This is a genomic window from Sphingopyxis sp. HIX (assembly GCF_001468285.1).
Taxonomy (GTDB): Bacteria; Pseudomonadota; Alphaproteobacteria; order Sphingomonadales; family Sphingomonadaceae; genus Sphingopyxis.
On record NZ_LNSB01000050.1, the window covers coordinates 1 to 17,866 of the forward strand.

The 17,866-nt window shown below is 66.6% G+C and carries 17 protein-coding genes; 8 read left to right on the top strand and 9 right to left on the bottom strand.

The genetic code is table 11. The annotated features are described in order from the left end of the window. Positions 1 to 113: 113 nt before the first annotated feature. From ATE62_RS19430 to ypfJ, 3 genes are read right to left on the bottom strand one after another with little or no spacing between them, the layout of a single operon-like run. Positions 114 to 776 (bottom strand): hypothetical protein, encoded by a 663-nt coding sequence (locus ATE62_RS19430; RefSeq protein ID WP_058810676.1) that lies wholly within the window; start codon positions 774 to 776, stop codon positions 114 to 116. Then, on the bottom strand, positions 773 to 2,059 hold the full coding sequence (locus ATE62_RS19435) for a metal-dependent hydrolase family protein (protein ID WP_058810677.1): 1,287 nt from the start codon (positions 2,057 to 2,059) through the stop codon (positions 773 to 775). Before ATE62_RS19435 ends, ATE62_RS19430 begins: the two co-directional genes overlap by 4 nt. Continuing rightward, entirely contained in the window at positions 2,032 to 2,937 is a 906-nt protein-coding gene (ypfJ, locus tag ATE62_RS19440) for a KPN_02809 family neutral zinc metallopeptidase (RefSeq protein WP_058818589.1), read from the bottom strand. Before ypfJ ends, ATE62_RS19435 begins: the two co-directional genes overlap by 28 nt. Before the next feature lie 148 nt (positions 2,938 to 3,085). Here ypfJ and ATE62_RS19445 point away from each other — a divergent pair, with 148 nt between their 5' ends. The 5 genes from ATE62_RS19445 to tcmP all read left to right on the top strand — a co-directional run bounded on the left by ATE62_RS19445 (position 3,086) and on the right by tcmP (position 8,422). Next, positions 3,086 to 4,240: a patatin-like phospholipase family protein gene (locus tag ATE62_RS19445; RefSeq protein ID WP_058810433.1), complete on the top strand. Its 1,155-nt coding sequence runs from the start codon at positions 3,086 to 3,088 to the stop codon at positions 4,238 to 4,240. A 44-nt stretch (positions 4,241 to 4,284) separates the two neighbouring features. After that, entirely contained in the window at positions 4,285 to 5,070 is a 786-nt protein-coding gene (locus ATE62_RS19450; protein ID WP_058810434.1) for a 3-hydroxybutyrate dehydrogenase, read from the top strand. A 294-nt stretch (positions 5,071 to 5,364) separates the two neighbouring features. Beyond that, positions 5,365 to 6,027, top strand: coding sequence for a DUF4893 domain-containing protein (locus tag ATE62_RS19455; protein WP_058810436.1), 663 nt, complete (start codon positions 5,365 to 5,367; stop codon positions 6,025 to 6,027). Positions 6,028 to 6,047: 20 nt separating this feature from the next. Beyond that, positions 6,048 to 7,373: an amidohydrolase gene (locus ATE62_RS19460; RefSeq protein ID WP_058810438.1), complete on the top strand. Its 1,326-nt coding sequence runs from the start codon at positions 6,048 to 6,050 to the stop codon at positions 7,371 to 7,373. Positions 7,374 to 7,477: 104 nt separating this feature from the next. After that, complete coding sequence (tcmP, locus tag ATE62_RS19465; RefSeq protein WP_197411770.1) at positions 7,478 to 8,422, top strand: three-Cys-motif partner protein TcmP; 945 nt, start codon at positions 7,478 to 7,480, stop codon at positions 8,420 to 8,422. Here the strand turns inward: tcmP and ATE62_RS23015 are convergent. Further along, positions 8,376 to 9,134, bottom strand: a complete 759-nt coding sequence (locus ATE62_RS23015) for a DUF5131 family protein (protein WP_082662914.1) — start codon at positions 9,132 to 9,134, stop codon at positions 8,376 to 8,378. The genes tcmP and ATE62_RS23015 overlap by 47 nt on opposite strands. A 688-nt stretch (positions 9,135 to 9,822) precedes the next feature. Between ATE62_RS23015 and ATE62_RS19475 the strand changes: the two genes are divergently transcribed. Further along, on the top strand, positions 9,823 to 10,629 hold the full coding sequence (locus ATE62_RS19475; RefSeq protein WP_082662915.1) for a helix-turn-helix domain-containing protein: 807 nt from the start codon (positions 9,823 to 9,825) through the stop codon (positions 10,627 to 10,629). A gap of 40 nt (positions 10,630 to 10,669) precedes the next feature. Here ATE62_RS19475 and ATE62_RS19480 read toward each other — a convergent pair whose 3' ends face one another. Together ATE62_RS19480 and ATE62_RS19485 are read right to left on the bottom strand one after the other, a co-directional pair. After that, entirely contained in the window at positions 10,670 to 11,551 is an 882-nt protein-coding gene (locus ATE62_RS19480) for an alpha/beta hydrolase family protein (protein ID WP_082662916.1), read from the bottom strand. A 1-nt stretch (position 11,552) separates the two neighbouring features. After that, entirely contained in the window at positions 11,553 to 12,320 is a 768-nt protein-coding gene (locus ATE62_RS19485; protein WP_058810443.1) for a crotonase/enoyl-CoA hydratase family protein, read from the bottom strand. A 239-nt stretch (positions 12,321 to 12,559) separates the two neighbouring features. On the opposite strand from ATE62_RS19485, the gene ATE62_RS23430 reads away from it, so the two are divergent. Then, positions 12,560 to 12,733 carry a hypothetical protein gene (locus ATE62_RS23430; RefSeq protein ID WP_156420689.1) on the top strand — a complete coding sequence of 58 codons (174 nt, stop codon included), beginning with the start codon at positions 12,560 to 12,562 and terminating at the stop codon, positions 12,731 to 12,733. Positions 12,734 to 12,805: 72 nt separating this feature from the next. Then, positions 12,806 to 13,798, top strand: coding sequence for a TerC family protein (locus ATE62_RS19490; protein WP_058810444.1), 993 nt, complete (start codon positions 12,806 to 12,808; stop codon positions 13,796 to 13,798). Between the two features lie 119 nt (positions 13,799 to 13,917). Here the strand turns inward: ATE62_RS19490 and ATE62_RS19495 are convergent, their stop codons facing one another. From ATE62_RS19495 to ATE62_RS19505, 3 genes are all read right to left on the bottom strand, one after another. Then, on the bottom strand, positions 13,918 to 15,750 hold the full coding sequence (locus tag ATE62_RS19495; protein ID WP_058818591.1) for an alpha/beta fold hydrolase: 1,833 nt from the start codon (positions 15,748 to 15,750) through the stop codon (positions 13,918 to 13,920). A gap of 76 nt (positions 15,751 to 15,826) precedes the next feature. Then, positions 15,827 to 16,126 carry a hypothetical protein gene (locus ATE62_RS19500; RefSeq protein ID WP_058808158.1) on the bottom strand — a complete coding sequence of 100 codons (300 nt, stop codon included), beginning with the start codon at positions 16,124 to 16,126 and terminating at the stop codon, positions 15,827 to 15,829. Between the two features lie 128 nt (positions 16,127 to 16,254). Then, positions 16,255 to 17,823, bottom strand: a complete 1,569-nt coding sequence (locus ATE62_RS19505) for a flavin monoamine oxidase family protein (RefSeq protein WP_082662917.1) — start codon at positions 17,821 to 17,823, stop codon at positions 16,255 to 16,257. Between the last annotated feature and the right edge of the window lie 43 nt (positions 17,824 to 17,866).

Consider the following 17,866-nt stretch of genomic DNA (forward strand, 5'->3'; position numbering starts at 1 on the left):
CCCTCCACCACCCTGCGGGTGGTCCCCCTCCCCACGGCTTCGCCGCAGGGAGGATTAAGATGTCCGCAACCGCCCGAATCCGGACATCCGGACGTCATCGCGGCGTCGCCAACCTACGCCCCCGCCTTGTCGCACCCCTTACGGCTCTTCGCCATCGCCTCCGCCTTGCGCCACGCGCTCCGAAACAGCCGGTCGCGCTCGGCCTTCGCGCCGATATCGTAGCGCGCCTGCGCCACCGGACGCCCGACCGCATCCTGCAGCGACAAGGTCACGACCCCGCCCGCTTCGAACAGCTCATAGGGATCGCCGTCCCAGTCGGTGTCGTCGATCTCGGCCGAGGCGTAGCGAAAGGGGCTGCCGCCGATCTGCTGGCTGACCCCGAAAGGTTCGAGTTCGGTCGTCCAGCTCGCACCGCCATCCATCAGCACGAGCATCTTCAGGTCGCGCAGCGCCCCGACGGGGCCGCCGACGCTCGACACATCGCCGATCGCGCTCGTCAGTTCGCCGATCGCTTCTGCCTCGGCATCGTCATATTGCAAGCTGAGCCCCGGCCTGTCGAGGTCGCGATATTGTGGCTTGCTCGCGTCGAGCATCGGCGGTGTCCAGCTGATCGAACGCGACCAGATCTCGCCGTCGCTGCCGACCTGCGCGATCACATCGACCTGCGCACCGCGGCTGCCCTTGGCGACCGCGTTGCACACCCAGTCGCCGTCATATTGCGCCATCGCCGGAACCGGGCTCGCCCAAAGCACCGCCACGGCCAGCGCGCGGATCATCGCACCAGCGCTCCGCCCTTCATCACATGGTCGATCTTTTCGAGGACGCTTATGTCGGCCAGCGGATCGGCCTTGACCGCGACCATGTCGGCATAGCGGCCGGGCAAGATCGCGCCGACATCGACGCGGCCCATTTCCTCGGCGGCGCGGCCCGTTGCCGACTGGATCGCCTGCATCGGGGTCATCCCGTATTTCACCATGTTGCGGAACTGGCGCGCATTGAGCCCGTGCGGATAGACGCCCGCGTCGGTGGCATAGCCGATGTTCACCCCCAGCTCGACCGCGCGCTTGAACGCCGCGCGCTGCGCGTCGGTGGTCTCGCGGTTCTTGCGCAGATATTCGGCGGGCCAGCCCTCCTTGGTGCCGATATCCTCGATATAATCGCCGTTGTAGATGTCCATCGCGAGCCAGGTGCCATGCTTCTTCGCGAGCTGGAGCGTCGCTTCGTCGGCGAGGCTCGCATGCTCGATACTGTCGACGCCCGCATTGATCGCGTTCTGGATGCCGACCGCGCCATGCGCGTGCGCGGTGACGCGTTTGCCACGGGCATGCGCGACCTTGACGATCGCGGCGAGTTGTTCGGGTGTGAGCTCGGGCGCGCCGGGCTCGGTGCCGATCGCGAGCACCGCACCGGTCGCGATCGCCTTGATGAAATCTGCGCCATGGTCGAGCAGATACGCGGTCTTCTGCGCGGCTTCCTCGGGCGTCGCCGCCACGCCGAGCCGCATGTCGGCGGGCAGTTCCTCGTTGGGGACCACCCCGTTGAGCTCGCCCCCGCCCTTGGGAATCGTCAGATAGGCGCCCGCCACCCACATGCGCGGCCCCGGCACGTCGCCGCGGTCGATCGCGTTGCGCAAGGTCACGTCGGTCAGCCCGCGATAGGCGCCGACATCGCGCACACTGGTGAAGCCCGCGTCGAGCGTCACCCGCGCGTTGCGCGCGCCGACGAGCGCGGTCTCGGCGGGCGAAGCCTTGATCGGCGCGGCGAGGTCGGCGCTCTGGCCGAGGTCGGCGAGATGCGTGTGCAGGTCGATCAGCCCGGGCAGCACGGTATAGCCCGACCAGTCGACGATCGTCGCGCCGTCGGGCGCCTTGCCGCACGGCCCCACCGCCTTGATATGCTCGGCCTCGACGGTGATGCACTGGCCGCTGCGCACGTCGTTCGATACGCCGTCGATCAGCCGTCCAGCCTCGATATAGACGGTTTGTGCCGCGGCCGGCGTCGTCGCCAAAAAGGTCGCTGCGAGCGCGGCGGTCAGATGGCGGCGTCGAAGGTATTGCACTGGCGCGGGTCTCCGGTCTGCAGCCCGCGGCGCAGCCAGGTCATGCGCTGCTCGCTGGTGCCGTGGGTAAAGCTTTCGGGGACCGGGCGCTGGCCCGCCGAACGCATCAGCGTGTCGTCGCCGATCGCATTCGCGGCGCGCATCGCCTCCTCGATATCGCCGGGCTCGACCACCGGCTGGCCCGAGGCGTTGCGCGCCTTCGCCGCCCACACGCCCGCATAGCAGTCGGCCTGCAGCTCCATGCGCACCTGCAGCGCATTGCCCTCGGCCTGCGAGGCGCGCTGCTGCGCGCGGCGCACCTCGTCCGACGTGCCGCTGATCGTCTGGATATGGTGTCCGACCTCGTGCGCGACGACATAGGCCTGCGCGGCGTCGCCCGCGGCGCCGAAGCGGCTCGCGAGTTCGTCGAAGAAAGCGGTGTCGAGATAGACGCCCTGGTCGGCGGGGCAATAGAAGGGCCCCATCGCCGCCTGCGCCGCGCCGCATCCCGAGCGGTTCTGGTCGGTGAAGAAATTGAGCGTCGGGCGCTGGTAGCCGTTGATCAGCTCGCCCCACACCTGGTGCGTCGAGCCGAAGACGTTGCAGGCGAATTTCTCGGCTGCGGTGTCGCAGGCGACATTGGCGCCGCTCTGGCTGCCGGCGCGCGGATCGGCGGTGCCGCCGCCGCCGGTGAGCATGTTCATGCCGCCGCCGAAAAAGACGAAGGCGAGCACGCCGAGCAGCAGGATCGTGCCGCAGCCCATCTTGCGCCCGAGCAGCATCGGCAGCAGCCCGATGAGCAGTCCGCCCATGCCGCCGCCCCCACCGCCGCCGAAACCCCCGCCGCCGCGGCCGAGGTCGCGGATATCGTCGCCGGGATCATAATCGTCGAGGCGCATATCGGGGGTCTCCAGCGCAAATTGGTCTGGCCGGACTGTGGCAGCAGGCCGCCTTAATTGGAAGGGGCTTCGATGCGGCGCCTTGCAATGCGCTCTGTTGCGGTGCACCAATCGGCGCCGCCCCCGCCCGAAGGAAAGCCCCGAGTCCATGCCGCGCCGCGCCGTCCGAGCCGCTCTGCCCTTGCCCGACCTCGTCGTGCTCGTGCTACAGGGCGGCGGCGCGCTCGGCGCCTATCAGGCGGGGGTGTACGAGGCGCTGATCGAGCTCGGGGTAGAGCTCGACTGGGTCGCGGGGATTTCGATCGGTGCGGTCAACGCCGCGATCGTCGCGGGCAACAAGCGCGACGAGGCCGTGGGCAAGCTCCGCACCTTCTGGGACGGCGTATCGTCGGCGCTGCCGTCGTGGCCGCTCCCCGACAATGACGCGGCGCGCGAATGGAGCCATCTCGCTGCGGCGGGGCAGGTGATGGCGTTCGGGGTGCCCGGTTTCTTCACCCCGCGCTGGCCGCCGCCCGCGCTCGCCGAGCGGCAGACCCCGGGCGCGGTGAGCTTCTACGACACCGCGCCGCTGGTCGCGACGCTCGACCGGCTGGTCGACTGGGACCGGCTCAACGACGGCAAGGTCCGGCTGTCGGTCGGCGCGGTCGCGGTCGAGACCGGCAATTTCCGCTATTTCGACACGACAAGCGACCGCATCGACGCGCGGCACATCCTCGCCTCGGGCGCGTTGCCGCCGGGCTTGCCGCCGGTCGAGATCGACGGGACCTGGTATTGGGACGGCGGGCTCGTGTCGAACACCCCGCTCGAATATGTCGTCGAGGCCGCGTCCGAGGATATGCTGGTGTTCCAGGTCGACCTGTTCCCCGCGCGCGGCGAGCGGCCGCACGACCTCGAGGAAGCCTGGTCGCGCGAGAAGGATATCCGCTATTCGAGCCGCACGCGGCGGATTTCGGACGGGCTGGTGCGGCGGCGCAAGGAGCATCGGCTGATCGACCGGATGCTCGCGAAACTGCCGCCCGACGTGGCCGACCTGCCCGAGGTAAGGGCCGTCAAGCGGATGGTCGACTGCAAGGCGCTCAACGTCGTGCAGCTGGTGCACAACCCGCTGAAATGGCAGACCGGCGCGCGCGATTTCGAATTTTCGCGCGCCGCGGTCGAGGCCAATTGGGCGCAGGGCCGCGAAGCGGTCGAAGCCGCGATGAAGGACGGTCATCTCCTCGCCGAAAGCATCGCCGAGGGGCGCTCGGAAAGCTTCGCGGTGCAGGCGGGCGGGCTCAAGCCCAAGCAAGTCACCGAAAAATAGACATATCTCTCCCCCCAAGAAAAGAAGCAGAGAAGGACAAGATCATGCACCTCAAAGGCAAGACCGCCCTCGTCACCGGCTCGACCTCGGGCATCGGGCTCGGCATCGCCAAGGCCTTCGCGGCGGCGGGCGCGAACATCGTCATCAACGGTTTCGGCGAGGCCGCGGCGATCGAGGCCGAACGCGCCGCGCTCGAAGTCTTGAACGGCGGCAAGGCGGCCTATGACGGCGCCGACCTCACCAAGCCGGAGGCGATCGAGGAGATGTTCCAGCGCGCCGACAAGGATTTCGGCGGCGTCGATATCCTCGTCAACAACGCAGGCATGCAATTCGTCGCGCCGGTCGAGGAGTTCCCGGTCGAGAAATGGGACATGATCATCGCGCTCAACCTGACCGCCTCCTTCCATACGATCCGCCATGCGGTGCCCGGCATGCGCAAGAAGGGCTGGGGCCGGATCATCGGCACCGCCTCGGCGCACTCGCTCGTCGCCTCGCCGTTCAAATCGGCCTATGTCACCGCGAAGCACGGCCTCGCGGGCCTGACCAAGACCGTCGCGCTCGAGGTTGCCGACGCGGGCATCACCGTGAACTGCATCAGCCCCGGCTATGTCTGGACGCCGCTGGTCGAGAACCAGATCCCCGACACGATGAAGGCGCGCAAGATGACGCGCGAGCAAGTGATCAACGACGTGCTGCTCGCTGGCCAGCCGACCAAGCAGTTCGTGACGATCGAACAGGTCGCGGCGCTGGCGGCTTTCCTCACCCGCGACGAGGCGGCGAACATCACGGGGGCAAACCTCAGCGTCGATGGGGGTTGGACCGCTGCCTGATTCCTTCTCCCCTTGGGGGAGAAGGATACGCAGCCTTGCGCCGCAGGCGCTAGGCGGAGTTGGATGAGGGCGAGGAAGAGGCGCCGTTCTGGCCGATCTGCCCTCACCCAGCTACAGCTAGGCGGCACGCCGCCAAGCTTTCGCATCCGGCGCGGGGTCGTTCGTGCCCCCGGCACGAACTTGGATTGCCGGGGGCAATCCAACCCCGCACCTCCCCAAGGGGAGAGGGGAGGCGCTTGAGCAATTTCCTTTCGCCCCCTAAGGTTAACCACGAACCGGACTGGAGAGACGGATATGTGGGGTCGCAACAAGTTCATCCTCGCCGCATTGGCGCTGCCCGCGCTCGCCGCGTGCAACACCGTGCCGCCCGTGCCGCGCTCGGTCGCCGACGGGCCGCCGTCGCCGCCCGCCTCCGACGGCAGCTGGCGCGCGACCGCGACCGAGGCCGACAAGCTGCGTATCCGGAACTGGTATTCGAGCTGGGAAGCTGCGCTCGCGGACGCGCGCGCCAAGGGGTTCGGGGCGCAGGTCGACCGCGAGGGCATATTGCTGCACCCCACCGCAGCGCTGCCCAACCCGCACCTCCCCGCGGGCGACTACCGCTGCCGCACGGTCAAGGTCGGCTCGCAGAGCGGCGGCACGCTGGGTTATGTCGCCTATGGCTGGTTCCGCTGCCGCGTCTCGGCCGAGCAGGGGCTGTCGAGCCTCGTCAAGCTGACGGGCTCGCAGCGCCCCGTCGGGCTGATCTTCCCCGACAATCTGACGCGCCAGGTCTTCCTCGGCACGCTCGAGCTCGGCGACGAGAAGCTCGCGGTGAGCTACGGCAGCGACCGGATGCGCGACATGGCGGGGCTGGTCGAGCGGATCGGCGACAATCGCTGGCGGCTGGTGCTGCCCGCGCCGGCCTATGAATCGCTGGTCGACGTGATCGAACTGGTGCCCGATACTTCGAAATAAGCTCAATACAGGGGAATAAGATGCGGATTTTACTGGCTGGCGTTGCGGCCCTCGCTTTGTCGATGCCCGCGGCGGCGCAGGATGCCGACCCCGCGATCAAGGCCGAGATCGCGAAGGACATGCCCTCGCTGATGGCGATCTACGCCGATCTGCACGCCAACCCCGAACTCAGCTTCATGGAGGTCCGCTCGGCGGGCATCATGGCCGCCGAGGCGCGCAAGCTGGGGTTCAAGGTCACCGAAAAGGTCGGCGGCACCGGCATCGTCGCGGTGATGGAGAACGGCCCCGGCCCGGTGGTGATGCTGCGCGCCGACATGGACGGCCTGCCGGTGATCGAGCAGACCGGCCTCCCCGGCGCGTCGAAGATACGCGTGACGACCAAGGAAGGCGTCGAGACCGGCGTGATGCACGCGTGCGGCCACGACACGCATATGACCGCCTGGGTCGGCACCGCGCGGCGCATGGCCGCGAACAAGGACAAATGGTCGGGCACGCTCGTCATGATCGGCCAGCCCGCCGAGGAACGCGGCGCGGGCGCGCGGATGATGCTCGAGGACGGGCTTTATACGCGCTTTCCCAAGCCGCAATATGCCCTCGCGTTCCACGACGCGGCGCAATTCCCCGCGGGGCAGATCGGTTATACGCCGGGCTATGCGCTCGCCAATGTCGACAGCGTCGATATCCTCGTGAAGGGGGTCGGCGGGCACGGCGCCTATCCGCAGACGACCAAGGACCCGATCGTGCTCGCGAGCCGCATCGTCGGCGCGCTGCAGACGCTCGTCTCGCGCGAGATCAGTCCGCTCGACAGCGCGGTGGTGACCGTCGGCAGCTTCCACGCGGGCGCCAAGCACAATATCATCTCCGACGAGGCGCGGCTGCAACTGACCGTGCGCAGCTACACCGACGAGGTGCGCGCGCACCTGCTCACCGGGATCGAGCGCATCGCCAAGGGCGAGGCGATCGCCGCGGGCATGCCCGAGGACCGCATGCCGGTGGTGAGCGTCCAGAAGGACGAATATACCCCCGCGACCTTCAACACCGTCGATTTCACCGAGGAAATGGCGGCGTTCCTGAAGACCCGCTTCGGCGAGGCGCGCGTGACGCAGATGCCCCCGGTGATGGGCGGCGAGGATTTCAGCCGCTATTCGCGCGACGCGAACAAGGATGTGAAGAGCCTGATCATCTGGGTCGGCGGCGTCCCGCACGCCGAATATGAAGCGGCAAAGAAGGCGGGGAAGACGTTGCCGAGCCTGCACTCGCCTTTCTGGGCGCCCGAGGCGGATACGGTGATCGAGACGGCGACCGAGGCGCTGACGGGGATGGCGATGAAGTTGATGGGGAAGTGAGGGGAGGAAATTGTTCGGTAATCAATTTAGTATCGCTATCGCAATTTGACCACCAGCATTCCTATGTTGCCTGTTGATTGATATTCCTGCTCTATTAAATGCTAATGAGCATTTTGGGGGAGGTGCTAATGGTAGAGCATAGGTTTGGTGGGGAGCACACAGAGCTGAAGCTCGACGTGTTGGGTGCCTATCTGGATTTCTACTGCAATGCTCTCAAAAATCAGCGGTTTGAGACGTGGTATATTGACGGCTTTGCAGGGACCGGATTTCGCCAACAGACCGAGATGACCGGCGGGATTTTCGACAACGAGCCGATCGCCTTTAAAGAGAAGACCCTACTTGGAAGTGCGAGCATCGCATTAAATGTCGATCCCCCGTTCGATCATTACCGCTTCGTAGAAGCGCACGGCCCTCGGCGCGCCGCGTTGAATGAGCTTTGCGACGCCGCAGGTGCTAGAGACTGCGCGATCCAAGGCGGGGATGCAAATGATTACATACAGAAAATTCTTGCTGATCCGCCTTGGTCGCAACATCGCGATCAATGGCGGCAACGCGCAGTAGTCTTTCTTGACCCATACGGAATGAGTGTGAAGTGGCAGACCCTGAAGGCGTTGGCGGAATCCGAGCGAGCCGACGTGTGGTATCTATTCAATATCAAAGCGGTAAATCAGCAGATGGCGCGCGACAGCGCGAGGATCGACAGTAGCAAGTTTCTTGCGCTCCAAGAGCAGTTCGGAACGGCCGATTGGCAAACAGCGTTCTATCGATCGGGGCCGACGCAAGGTACGTTGTTTGGCGACACTGCTCCAAGTAGCAGTAAAGTAGCGACGCCAGAGCAAATTTCGCATTTCATGAGAGAAAGATTGTCGACGTTGTTCCGTTACGTTTCGGATCCATTGCCGCTTACAGTGGGCAACATGGACCGATATTTTGAACTTTACTGTTTGTCGAATAGTCCGAGCCCGCAAGCAATTGCACTAATCAAAAAGGGCGTCACCGACATTATAAGGAAGCGTGCACAGGATAGGCGTCAGCAAGGCCTCCCTTGAACTGCCGTCCTGACTTTTTCTTGTTGGTTCCGCCCCACTGCTTGAAGAAGAACGCGGTGCCAGAATCAATGCACAGGCTCTCGATTTCATCAACCCATGCTTCGTCCATCGAACGAGCCGATGGGCCAGATTCCCCACCCACAATTGCCCAATGGATATCCTGCAAATCGGCAGCCGCGACCGAGCCGATCAGTGGTTCGAAGGATATGAAACGGATAGCCGCCGGAATGGTGCGGAGAACGTCGATGCGATCGAGCACTTCGCCCGATTCGACGCTGGTACCGAGCCACACATTATGAAGCGTTGGCAGGGCGAGTTGTCCAATCACTTCAGCCATTCGATCAGGGCGTTTGGTCAGGATTTGATAGCTATGTTGAGGCGTTTCCTCCATCACCTTCCAAACCGCCGCGATAAATCCGACATCGACCTCGCTGTGAAAGAGGTCTGACATCGAGTTAACGAAGATCTTGCGCCCCTTCTTCCAGCGACGCGGCTGATCTAACGAAGGGTAGTGAAGGCGTATCTTCCCGGTCCACTTGGCTCGGCCACCAGACTTGCGTGTCAAACCAACATATTTTTCGCTGCCCATCGCTTCCAAGCGCGCGGCCATTCGCATCGCGTAGCAGTTCGTGCAGCCGGCCGATGCAAGTGAACAGCCGGCTACGGGATTCCAAGTAACATCGGTCCATTCGATCGTTGACTGCTGCGCCATTGCGATTCCTTTCGACCGGCTCTCTAACTGAGAATCTATATGCTTACACCGACAATTTATATAAGTTTTCGTAGCATTCAGCCTAATTCGATTTTGTATAAATCAGCATCCTAGCCGCCTCAAAAACCTCCGCCTGCAACCGCACGCGCGCATGCGATGAGTGTGGTCGGTCGCCACATGAAGCGTCTGCACCCTCACCCGCGGCCGCGGATGACCTCGGCCAACACGTGGGCGCCGATACAGATCACGCATCAAGTCCGAGATGCCGATTGTGTGGACGGCCGCACCCTTCGTCGTCCAACCCCGCTCCCCGCCCGATCCTATTTCGCTCCTCGCGTCGAAAAACCGCTTTCCTAATAAATTTCACTGTGGTTCATACTTCGAGATGAGCATTTCCACACCCATCCCGGCACCCGCTTCCGCCGCCGCAAAACAGCGCGTAGCCCCATGCGTCCCGGCTTTCCCGAACCGCCACTACACGACAGCGTCATTGGGCTGAACTTTGCTGAACTTTGGGAAAATCATGGGGCGTTTGGCGTGGCCGGCCATGGTCGGCCGCCCCATGCCGCGTCGCGTCATGCCGGCCCCGCCGCCCGCCGCTTCGACCCACCCGCCGCTTCCCAAATAAATTGGGATGGACCTGTTCGCGGCGCTATGGTGAGCACAGGATATGTCTGCCAACGACCCCATGACCGGCTTGTCCGCGAGCCTAACCGATCGCGAGATGGAAGTCCTGCGCCTGCTGGTCGCGGGGCATACCGTCAAGACGATCGCGGCGCGGCTGGGTCGCTCGGAAACCTCGATCAACGAGCGGCTGCGGACCGCGCGCCGCAAGACCGGGGTCGGCAGCAGCCGCGAACTGGCGCGCCTGCTCGACCTCCAGAAAAATTGTGACAAGAAAATCGATCTTCCGGGACGGGGCTTCGCCGGGACAGACCTTTCGCACACCGCGGCCATCGGGGTTCGCGGTTCGAAAGGAATGATCGTCATGCTCATCGCAATACCCTTGGCCGCCGCCGGACTGATGGTCGCAGCCGCCCCGTCCGCCGATCGCGCCGCGGCGCCGAACGCCGTTGCCAGTGCCGCGTCGGCGCAACTGCCGCTCGCCGGGAGCTGGTCGCTCGACACCTCCGAGATGCCCGCGAGCGAGCGGCCGCAGCGGGTGACCATCGCTTTCCACGCCGCGCCCGACGGCAAATGGAACACCCGCGTCGAGATCGTCGCGCCCGACGGGTCGAGCCGATATTCGGAATCGACCGCCGCGCTCGACGGCGTCCCGGTGCCGATCACGGGCAACATGGATTTCATCGACAGCGTGGCGCTGCGCCAGCCCGCGCCGGACACCTTGGTCATGACCTTGGGCAAGGCCGGCGCGCGGGTGTCGACGCGGGTCTACACCGTCGCCAAGGATCGCGAATCGATGACCGAAACGATCGTCTGGTCGGGCAACGGTCGCGAGAAGCTGGAAACGACGCGCTTCAATCGCCTGGATTGATCGTGCGCCCGCGCCGGTTGCAGCGGCGGGTCGCGGTGGCTCATTCCCCGGCTTTCAGGGTTTCGAGCCACCGCAAGACCTCGGCCTGCAACCGCACCCGCGCGTCCGACCAGCTGTGGTCGGTCGCGACGTGCAGCGTCTTGACCTTCGCCCCGCCGTCCTCGCGGATCGCCTTCGCCAGCGCGTCGGTGCCCGGCGCGAGGCCGTCGTCGGACGAGAGGATGAAGAGGTTGGTCGCGGCCAGCGCGGGGGCGGCCCTGAGCCAGTCGAACGCGTCGGCCTTGGCGATCAGCTCGTCGGCCATGATCTCGGGCGAGGTGCCCGCGAGGGCTTCCTGGCCGTTGGCCTTCATGCCCGCGGCGAGCTGCTCGCGCGGCGCCTTGCCGAAGGCGCCCAGATTGGCCGCGGAGATCATCGCGGCGCCGAGCAGCTTTTTGTCCTTCGCCGCGGTGAGCGCGGTGACCCAGCCGCCCATGCTGTGCCCCATGACCACGAGCCGCGCCGGGTCGATGCGCAGCTTCGCGGCTTGGGCGGGGTCGCGCGCGAAGGCGAGCACGGCCGCGGCATCCTCCAGATTCTGCGCAAAGCGATACTGGCCGGGGCTGCCCCACGAGCCGCGATAGTTGAAGGCGATCACGGTCCAGCCCGCACGCCGCATCGCCTGCGCGAGGTCGAGGCTCTTTTCGTTGCCGGGCAGGCCGTGGCAGAGGATCACCGTAGGATGCGGCCCGGCGCCCGCGGCGACATAGGCGATACCGTTGATCTCGACGCCGCCGCTCGGGATATGGATCGCCTCCATCGCCGCGGGAAACGCCTTGTCGGCGGGCGGGTCGGTGTAGATCGCGGCGGGGAGCTCGGCTGGCTGCGCCAAAGCGGGGAGGGGCAGGGCGAGCAGCGCGATGGCGACGAGTGTGCGGTTCATGTCAGTCTCCCTTGAACGCTGCGAAGCTGCCGCTGCGGCCTTCGCCTTCGGTAAAGCGCCGAGCGCCCGCGGCGGCGCCTTCGCGCAAGGGGGCGACGCCGGCATGGGCTTCGTGGGCCAGCGCGGCCTCGAGGTCGAGGTCCCATTGGCGATAGGCGCTTTTCCGGTCGCTCGCCATGCACAGCTGCGGGAAGGCGGCGATCTGCTTCGCGAGCGCGATCGCTGCGGGAAGCGCCTCGCCGTCGGGCACGACGCGGTCGGCGAGGCCGATGCGCTGCGCTTCCCCGGCATCGACGGGGCGGCCGGTGAGGATCATGTCGAGCGCGCGGCCCTGCCCGACGATCCGCGGCAGGCGCACCGTGCCGCCGTCGATCAGCGGCACGCCCCAGCGGCGGCAATAGACGCCGAACACCGCGCCTTCCGCCGCGACGCGGAGGTCGCACCACAAGGCGAGCTCGAGCCCGCCCGCGACCGCATGCCCCTCGACCGCGGCGATCACCGGTTTGCCCAGCAGCATCCGCGTAGGTCCCATCGGCCCGGGGCCGTCGGGGTCGTAGCGGCTCGCGCCGACAGCGGTCAGGTCGAAGCCGGCGCAGAAATGCCCGCCGCTGCCGGTGAGGATCGCGATGCGCGCACCCTCGTCGGTCGCGAAGTCGGCGAAGGCGCTGCGCAGCGCGTCGGCGGTCGCGGGATCGACCGCATTGCGCTTCGCGGGACGGTCGATGGTGACGACGAAGACCGGGCCCTCGCGGCCCACCAGCACGGACATTCTGCCCTCCCTCTTCTGCTTTTGCGTCAGCATGGCGCGGCAGGGGGTTGAAAGCCAGCCCCTCCGTCCCTAGGTAGGGCATGTGCGGGCCGGGCCCCTCTGGCGTCGGCGGAATTTTATTCCGCTTGCGTGATGTCGGACCGCATCGGGTGACCCCCGATGCCTGGCCCTTCCGCCCCCCAAACCGGAAATCCCAGCATAGGCGTCACCTGCTTGAGTTCGCTCGATCAGGAGGTTTTATGTCTTTGAATACCCGCTTTTACAGCCTGTCGCTGCTGCATCGCCGGCTCGACGAGGCGATGCGGCGCGAGCGCGGCCGCGACCCGCTGCGCCTGCTGCGGCTGCGTGCGCTGAAGCTCGCGGTGAAGCGCCGGCTCGCCGCGCTGATGCACCGCCCCGCGCTCGCGCGCTGATCCACCGACAAACACCGGCATGCGCGCGCGCCGCGATGGCTGCGCGCATGACCCCGTACCAGGGATAAAAAGATGGAATTTCTGACCGCAGACTGGCTGGGTACCCCGGCCTGGTTCTGGCTGGCCTTCATCGGGCTGGTCATCATACTGACCGCCTTCGACCTCGGCTTCCTGAACAAGGAAGACAAGGAGATGGGGATCGGCGAGAGCCTGAAACTCTCCGCCTTCTACATCAGCATCGCGCTCGCGTTCGGCGCTTGGGTCTGGGCCGCGAAAGGCGGCGAGGCGGGCCTGCAATATTACACCGGCTTCTTTATCGAGAAGGCGCTGTCGATCGACAATATCTTCGTGATCTCACTGATCTTCAGCAGCTTCGCGATCCCGCCGCGCTACCAGTATCGCGCTTTGCTGTGGGGCATCATCGCAGTGATCGTGCTGCGCGGCATCATGATCGCGGGCGGCGCGGCGTTGGTCACCGAATATGGCTGGATCCTCTACATCTTCGCGGCCTTCCTGATCTTCACCGGCGTGAAGATGCTGTTCGCGAAGGACGATGCGCCGATCGACGTGAAGGGCAATCCTGCGGTCAAATGGCTGTCGCGCCACATCCCGCTGACGCACGAACTCCACGGCGAGAAATTCTTCGTGAAGGTCCCCGACGGCAAGACCGGCAAGCTGGTGCGCGCGGCGACGCCCTTGTTCCTCGCGCTCGTCGTGATTAACCTCGCCGACCTGATCTTCGCGGTCGACAGCGTGCCGGCGATCTTCGCGATCACCACCGACACTTTCATCGTCTATACCTCGAACATCATGGCGATCCTCGGCCTGCGCGCGCTCTATTTCGCGCTGTCGGCGATGGTGCACCGCTTCCATTACCTCAAATATGCGCTCGCGCTGGTGCTGGTGTTCATCGGGTCGAAGATCTTCGTCGCCGACTTCGTCATGGACGGCGGCAAGTTCCCGCCGCTGATCAGCCTGGGCGTCACCGTCGCGCTGATCGCGGGCGGGGTGATCTGGTCGCTGGTCAAGACGCGCGGCGAGCCGCTGGTGATCGACGACAAGTAGGAGAACGGCGCGCCGACACCCCCCAAATGGGGATGTGGGCGCGCCGATTCGCCACCTAAAAGCAGCGGCATAGGCCCATCGGGCCACCGAGCATGCGTTGGGGGAGGGGGAACGCTTCCTTAGCGCCCTGGTTGCCGCGGCTTTCGCGATTTCTGCGACCCTTCGTCGAGGGCCGCGGCGACCAGGTCCGGATGCTGGATATGGAGCAGCCGCCCTGCGCCCGCGATGCGTTCGGCGCGCGCACCCGGCCAGGCGGCGAGCAGCCGCGGCCAGCTGTCCTCGGGCCGGTACATCGCATCCTCCTCGCCCGATAATATGGTGATGAAGCTGCCGTCGGCGATCGGCGGCGGCTGGCCGCGCAGTTCGGCGATGCTCAACGCCTCGAGCCCGACCCCGCCCTGGATCGCCGCGAGCCGCGTCGCATAGACATAGGCGCGGCGCACCTCGGGATCGGCGAAGATGCGCTGGTCGGCGGCGCTGCCCCCGAACATGCGGCTCGCGATGCGCTCGATCACGCTGTCCGAGAGATGCGCCGACAGATAGCGCGTCAGCGGGCGGATCTTGCGCGGCAGCGTGTAGAAGATGCGCTTGTAGCTGCCCTGGATGCCCGCCATGCGCGCGTCGTCGTCGGGCGCGGGCTCGGGGTTGAGCACCACCGCGCGGGCGATGCGGTGGCGGTGATGCGCCGCGAGCTCGGCGAGCAACATCGTGCCGCCGCGCGCGATCACATGGAAGCGTTCGGCGCCGAGATGGTCGGCGACATCGAGCGCGTCCTGCGCGGCCTCAGGCGTATAGGCGCCGCCGACCATGTCGGTGAAGCCATAACCGGGGCGGTCGATCATCACCGGGCGCAGGCCCAGTTCCTGCAGCCGCGCGATATAGGCGCGCGGATAATAGCGGCTCGTCGTCGCGGTATGGAAATGGAGCGCCGGGATACGGCCCTTCGGGCCATAGTCGGCGAAGGCGATGCGCCCCGCGCGGCCGCCCGAGCGTGCGACGAGACGCAAGGGCTCGCTGGCGGCGGCGAGGTCGGTGGCGCCGATGTCCGAGGCGGCGAGCAGCCGCGCGGCGATGCCGAGCTGCGCAGCGACCACCGACAGGCCGACCGACGAGGTCACGCCGACAAGCTGGAAGAGGATCTTGAGTTCGGCCTTGGCGGTCTCGCGCCCCAGGCCGAGCTGGCGCGCGGCTTCGTCGCGCGTCGAGCCGAGCGCGATCAGCCGCGCGAGCGCGACCTGGCGGTCGGAAAGTCCGATCGCCTGCTGCAGATGGTCGCCGAGGTGGATCGGGCTGGGGTCATCGATCGCGTCGAGCTGGAGCGCGGTGGCGACGAGCGCGCCCTGCCGCGCGAAGCCGCTCTTCGCCAGCGCCGCCTTGATCGCGCCGCGCGCGGTCTCGTAACCGATGGCTTCGGCGGTCGCAGCGGCGCGGAGATCGCCGGTGCGCGCGAGGGCGGCGAGCAGGCGCTCCTCGCGCGGGGTCAGCGCGAGCATGCGGCCGGCGCGGACCAGCCCGTCGCTGCCGGGCAGCATCGCGCGGTGGACGAGCAGGATATGGCTCGCCGTCGCATCGGAGTGGGCGCGACGCCACGCAGCGGCGGGTGGCCAGCGCTCGGCGAGCGCCAGCGGGACGGTGAGCACGACGAGCGGCGGGGCGTCCTCCTGCGCGACGAAACTGAGCGCCGTATGGTTGGGCGGGGCGGCGATCTCGCCATGGTCGAGCGCGTCGGTGAGCGCGGGGGTGGCAGCGAGTAGCGGATCGGGGGCGGTCCAGTGCACGGCGGGGGTGAGCCCGCCGACGGCGAACGCCTCGCCGAACATGGCGGCCGGGAGGCGTTGCTCCTGCGGTTTCGCCTCGCCATCGTCGCCGACCCAGCGCGCGAGCGCCGCGACGAGCGCGTCGGGGCTGTCGCCGAGCAGTGGGTCGACCGGGGAGGGGGCGGCGGTGGGCATTGTGAAGACTATGCCGTGGCCCACCCCTAGGTTGCAACTGGTGGGGTTCCCCTCACCTTATCGCGGAGGAACCGGCTCAAACCGCCAGCAGCAGCGTGTCGTCCTCGTGCGGCGCGGCGGCTTCGAACGATGCAAGCGGCTCGAACTCTTCGTCCTGCAATTCGGTCACCGCCAGCCCGTCGAGCTTGTAGTGGCCGAGCTTCCAGTCATCGGGCGAGCGCCAGTTCTTGCTGAGGTTGAGCGCGCTGACGAACAGGTCGCCGCGGCGCTCGAACATCTGGTGCGGCGCGAGCTGCATGACGTTGCCGTTGTAGTGCGCGGTGACCATGCGGCGGCGCGCGATGGCTTCCATGAGCTTGAGGCGGGTGTCGTTCATCGTGCCGCGCCCCGGGGAGAAAGGCGATTCTTGTTGTGCATTGCACCATAATGCACGCACTTTGTGAACGTTCAAGGTCAGAATCGACAAAAAAGTTGATGAATTGGAATGCGACGGGGTGCGCCTGGCTAAGCGGCGTCGGCCTTGACCCTCAGGCTGGCCAGCACCGCCTCGGCCGCGAGCCGCCCGGTCTGCGCCCCGCCGTTCATATAGCCGGGGAAGGCGTCGGACAGATGTTCGCCCGCGAAGACGATCGGGCCGACAACCGACTGCTGCGTGGCCTTTCCGTTCTCCTCGAGCCAGAAATGCGGCGCAAAACGCGTGAGCTGGCCGGGCTTGAAGGTCGAATAGGCGCCGCGAGAAAAGGGATCCTTCACCCACGCGGTGCGGCGCAGGCTACGCGCTTTCAGCCCGGGGACGGCGGGCGCGACCGCGGTTTCGGCGCGGCCGAGGACGTCCTCGGGCTCGGCCGCATGCAGCGCGTCGACCTGATCGCCGCCGAAGAACCAGGTGAGCACCCCGGCCTCGCCCGGCTGCCCCGAACTCGCGTCCCAGAATTCGGAGAAGATACCGGGCCCCTTGGTGTCGACCGCCCAAGCTGCGCCCGCGGGGCCGGTTTTCCCCTCCCAGACGCGCTTGGCGTAGCCGGCATTGATCTTGTCGTTGCGGCCGCTGTCGATCTCGGCGACCAGCGCGGCCCATGGCTTCGGCAAGAGCCCGCCATAATCGATCGTGCGCATCAGCGGCGCGGGCACGGTGACGATGACGCGGTCGACGCGATCGGCCTTTCCATTCACGAATTTGAGGTCGAGCGCATCGCCCTGCTGCGCGATCGATTGCAGCGCATGGCCGGTCGAGATTTTCCCCATCAGCGGTTCGGACAGCGCCCGCACCACGCTCGACGAGCCGCCGGTCAGGATGAAGCGCTCGTCGCTGAGCGAGATGAGCTCGGCCTGCTTGCCGTCGACGACGGGCAGGTTGAAGAGCAACTCGATCGCCGAAGCCTCACCCGGTTCGGCGCCGAATTCGGTGCGGATCGTCGCGTCGAGCAGCGCGCGGACATGCGGCTTCATCAGCGCGGCGTGCTGGTCGAGATAGGCGGTGACCGACATGGCGTCGAGCTTCGGCGCGACGGCGTCGTAATCGGCGTCGAGCGCCGCGGCGTCCTTGGCGATCTGCGCGGCGATGGCGCGGAGGTCCTCGATCAGTTCGGCATCGCCGAGCAGGCGGCCGTCGGCGACGTAGCGGCTGTGCGCCGCCATCGGCTTGCGATCGATCAGCGCGATGCCGAAGCGCTTGGCGAGCGCGAGCATGTCGTCGTGATCGGTGTTGATGAGGTTGCCGCCATCCTCGATATTGAGGCCCTTTTCGGGCAGGTTGTTCGCAGTGAGCACGCGCCCGCCGAGCCGTCCGCGTGCCTCGTACAGATGCGCCTCGACCCCAGCAGCGGTCAGTGCATCGAGCGCGACGAGCCCCGCGAGCCCGCCGCCGATGATCGCGACGCGCGTGCCCGCCTTGTCGGACGAAGGCGCGAAGCAGCTCGCCAGCGGCAGCGCGGCGGTCGCGCCGAGCGCCGCAAGCACGCGGCGGCGCGTGATGCCTTCGGGGAGCACGATCGGCGGGTCGGCGCCCTCGTCGGCCAGATTGGCGCGCCGCGCCGCGTTGAGCAGTCCCCACAATGGCCCCGAACCCCGCATCGGTCATCTCCCCTGCTGTCGCGCCCATGGGGAGGTTAGCATG